Source organism: Roseovarius sp. MBR-154 (assembly GCF_053628595.1).
The window spans coordinates 1-3,459 of the sequence record NZ_JBRJGR010000057.1 but is presented as its reverse complement, the minus strand read 5'-3'; the positions used below and the strand labels follow the sequence as shown (position 1 = coordinate 3,459).

Genomic DNA, 3,459 nt, shown 5'->3' with positions numbered 1-3,459 from the left:
ACCCGGGATGTAATCCAGCTCTTGGGTGATATCCTCGCCCACTTGGCGCAAGGTGCCGCCACATCCAGCGCATGCGTCACCGGGCGACACGACCTAATCCTCCCGTCTCAGATGCTCGGGAAGCGGCTTGCGGCTGTGCTGGCGCTTGTGGGGTGGGGCCTCGTTATCACTGGGCGACTGCCCCGACAGTTGATCCTCTGCCGCCCGCGCGATCTCGTCATCTTCCGGCAGATCGAGGGCCAGTTGATCCATGCCCTCTGACTTCGCGCCAAAGCGCGCCTTGCGATGGCCGTGCAGTTCGGCCTTCAGCTTCTCGTTTTGGCAGGTCAGAGATTGGATATGCCGGAGCATTTGCTCGCTCACAGAGCGCAGCTCGTCAGGGTCTTCGGGCAGGGATTTGAAGGCCTCCAGCATGGTGCAATCCATACCAGATCACCCCAAGAGAGGGAACGCAAAACAGTGTTAAAGCCCATGTTTTATTGGGATTTTCTCCTATCCCGCTACCAGTGGCCGCCAGGTCTTCTGCGGTGTCCGCCAGTCGATCCCTTCCAGTAGCATCGACAGCTGCGACGGGCTAAGGCTGACCTTGCCTTCCTTGGCTGCGGGCCAGACAAACCGGCCCCGTTCCAGGCGTTTTGTGAACAGGCAGGCCCCCTGAGAATCCCACCGGATGATCTTCAAAAGATCACCCTGGCGACCCCGAAAGACGAACATGTGCCCGGAATACGGATCCTCGGCCAGAACCTGTTCAGCCTGTGCTGCCAGTGTGTTGAAACCGCGCCGCATGTCCGTGACGTCGGCCGCCAGCCACACCCGCGTGTTGCTCGGCACCGGGATCATTGCGCCACCGCCGCGACCATCGCCATAATCGATGACAGTGCGGTGGGACCCTCCACCAATATACGCCGACCATCCGACAACGTGATGTCCACGCGCTGCGCGGTGATCGGGTCTGTCGAAGGAGTGCGCGAAATGGCAGGCGTTGGCGCGGGCGTCATTCCCGAAACCTCTATTGGAAGAAACGTGGCGTGATCCGGCTCGGGCAAATCCAAGGCCTGATCAGCTGATGAAAATCGAGAATCGCGCAGCCACTTATGGATCAGATTGGTGTTCATCGCATAGCGCCGCGCAACCTGCGCAACTGAGACCCCGGAAACCCGTGCCTGCGCACAGATCGATCGCTTCTCCTCGTCCGACCAGACCCGCTTCTTCTGGCCCTTCTTGCCCGCCATCGTCCACCTCAAGATGTCCACTATCAATGGTGGACATCTAGCAGGCACTCCATCACCCCGTCAGAGCGGGGACACCGGACGGATACCTCGTAGAGGCATTTCCTCGTGAACCTGTCTCCGCGCCTGGAGATCCGCCCGTTCCGGCTGATCTCGCCGGACTCGTAGCGTCTCGGCGTCAGCCCGAGATAGGCACCCGCGCTGGATGATCGACGGAAGCGGGACGCGTCATCGAAAGCCGCGACAACCGCCATGGCCGTGATCGGCCCGACTCCGGGCGCTGTCATCAGCAAGCGGACGGTGGCATGCCGCCTGGCAATTGTCCGGATCCCGCTGTCGAGCGCAGCGATGCGGGCCAGGATGTCGCGCCTGGCCTGCATCAGAGCTTCGAAGATCGGGACGAGTTCCGGGGGACTGCCAACTCGCCTCGGATGATTTCCTCGGCCCGGCGCTTGAACCCGCCAACCCGCTTGCCGAACATCACGCCGAAGGTCTTCAGCAGCCCCCTGATCTCGTTCTCCAGCTTGACGCGCATACCGACGGGCGCCTCACGCGCCGTCAGCATCGCCCGGTTGACGTAAGCTTGGTGACTCTTGACCTGCACGGCCTTGAACCAGCCGGTGCGCACGATCTGGGCGAGGCCGCGGGCATCACGGCGGTCCGTCTTGTTCGGCATCATCTTCAGCACGCCGCTCGCATGGCGCGCGTCGAGGCAAACGAGGGGAATCTGGCGCGCCGTCAGCCCATTCCAGAGCCAAACGGCCAACGGGCCGGTTTCCATGCCAACACGTTCGAGACCTTCGGCCCGTTCTGCAAGCCAGCGGGCAATTGCGTCCGGGCATGTCGCCACCTTGGCTTCGGCCAGAAGCTCACCATCCCGATCCACTACACAAATCGCAGTTTCCTCCTGCGACACGTCCAACGCTGCAAATACACTCATCGTGTTCTCCATGTTCAGGCTGCTTCGACTGCCGAAGCAGCAACGCATGTTGCACCACATTTGGTGCCAAGGGAGATGGCGATTACGCTAAGTGGTGCAAGAGCGCGGACCTTCGGGAAGGCTCGGGTTCTGATCAGGACGCCACGGCGGGCAACCTGATGTTGGGATTGTCGTTCACGCGCGCGAGGGTTTCAAGACTCCTGTATCGGCGCGCAACGGTCCATTCGTCGTTGGTCTCGAGCATGATCGCTCCAACGAGCCGAATGATGGCGTCATCGTTGGGAAAGATCCCGACGACATCTGTGCGCCGCTTGATCTCGCGGTTCACCCGTTCCAGCGGGTTCGTCGAGGCGATCTGGGCCCAATGTTCACGCGGGAGTTCGCGCCGGTCCGCGCGACGCGCGGCAAACCGTCCGGGGGACGGTTTGAGGCAAGAACGGGCGGAGCCCCCATGTAGGCAAGAACGTCGTCGCGCGAGGCGTCCATGAAGGTGCCGAGCTTGTCCTGCTTTTCACGGAGGGCATCCGCGACAGTGTCCCACTGGGCTTCCGCGTCGGCCTTGCTTTCCTGGGCGAAGATCGTCTTGAGCATCGCGGCCACCGCGCTGCGTTGCTTGGCCGGGGCATGGGCCAGGGCGTTGCGCATCCAGTGCACCCGGCACCTCTGATGGGTTGCGTTGAAGACCCGGCGCGGTGAGGAGGAAAAGCAAACAGTCCGGGGGACTGTTTGCCCGACGAACGCCCGCAGCCCCTTGTGGTCGTCAGCGATCACAAGCTTCACGCCGCGCAGGCCGCGGTCGGCCAGGGAGCGCAGGAAATCAGTCCAGAAGGGTAAGCGGGATCAGAAAACGATCCGGGGGTTCGTTTTCCCCGCGCACGCCTCGGATGGACCGGGCGCGACACCCAGAACCTCGCGCTTGCCCTCCTCGTTGACTGCCACGGCCACTATCACGGCACGGCTGATGATGCGCCCGCCCTCGCGGACCTTCACGTAGGTCGCATCGAGCCAGAGATAGGGCCAGGCCCCTCCAGGGGTCGGTTCAAGAACGCGTTCACCCGCTCGTCGATCTCGGCGCACAGGCGGCTGACCTGCCTCTTCGACATCCCGCCTGCGCCCATGGCCTTCACGAGATCGTCCACAGAGCGCGTCGAGACGCCATGGACGTATGCCTCCTGGATCACCGCAACAAGCGCCGTCTCGGCCGTGCGCCGGGGCTCGAGGAAACTGGGAAGGTAGCTGCCCTTGCGCAGCTTCGGGATCTCCAGCGGGATGCGACCCGCCCGGGTGTCC

At 63.0% G+C, this 3,459-nt stretch carries 6 protein-coding genes and 1 pseudogene; all 7 read right to left on the bottom strand.

All coding sequences use genetic code 11. The features are described 5' to 3' along the window. A partial coding sequence (locus ACSSV4_RS23045) for an IS66 family transposase zinc-finger binding domain-containing protein (protein WP_454277313.1) occupies positions 1-90 on the bottom strand: 90 nt, incomplete at its 3' end. A gap of 3 nt (positions 91-93) precedes the next feature. After that, complete coding sequence (locus ACSSV4_RS23040) at positions 94-414, bottom strand: transposase domain-containing protein (protein ID WP_454277311.1); 321 nt, start codon at positions 412-414, stop codon at positions 94-96. A 78-nt stretch (positions 415-492) separates the two neighbouring features. Next, entirely contained in the window at positions 493-840 is a 348-nt protein-coding gene (gene tnpB / locus ACSSV4_RS23035) for an IS66 family insertion sequence element accessory protein TnpB (RefSeq protein WP_454277310.1), read from the bottom strand. After that, positions 837-1,232, bottom strand: coding sequence for an IS66-like element accessory protein TnpA (gene tnpA / locus ACSSV4_RS23030; RefSeq protein ID WP_454277309.1), 396 nt, complete (start codon positions 1,230-1,232; stop codon positions 837-839). Before tnpA ends, tnpB begins: the two co-directional genes overlap by 4 nt. Before the next feature lie 23 nt (positions 1,233-1,255). Beyond that, positions 1,256-1,483: a transposase gene (locus ACSSV4_RS23025; RefSeq protein WP_454277312.1), complete on the bottom strand. Its 228-nt coding sequence runs from the start codon at positions 1,481-1,483 to the stop codon at positions 1,256-1,258. A 125-nt stretch (positions 1,484-1,608) separates the two neighbouring features. Next, positions 1,609-2,181 carry an IS110 family transposase gene (locus tag ACSSV4_RS23020; protein WP_454277308.1) on the bottom strand — a complete coding sequence of 191 codons (573 nt, stop codon included), beginning with the start codon at positions 2,179-2,181 and terminating at the stop codon, positions 1,609-1,611. A gap of 121 nt (positions 2,182-2,302) precedes the next feature. Continuing rightward, positions 2,303-3,459, bottom strand: a pseudogene (locus ACSSV4_RS23015) (IS256 family transposase); the annotation flags it as partial.

Coding starts and splice junctions, on each gene's coding strand:
- ACSSV4_RS23040 (WP_454277311.1), bottom strand. CDS start 414: ATGCTGGAGGCCTTCAAATCCCTGCCCGAAGACCCTGACGAGCTGCGC.
- tnpB (WP_454277310.1), bottom strand. CDS start 840: ATGATCCCGGTGCCGAGCAACACGCGGGTGTGGCTGGCGGCCGACGTC.
- tnpA (WP_454277309.1), bottom strand. CDS start 1,232: ATGGCGGGCAAGAAGGGCCAGAAGAAGCGGGTCTGGTCGGACGAGGAG.
- ACSSV4_RS23025 (WP_454277312.1), bottom strand. CDS start 1,483: ATGGCGGTTGTCGCGGCTTTCGATGACGCGTCCCGCTTCCGTCGATCA.
- ACSSV4_RS23020 (WP_454277308.1), bottom strand. CDS start 2,181: ATGGAGAACACGATGAGTGTATTTGCAGCGTTGGACGTGTCGCAGGAG.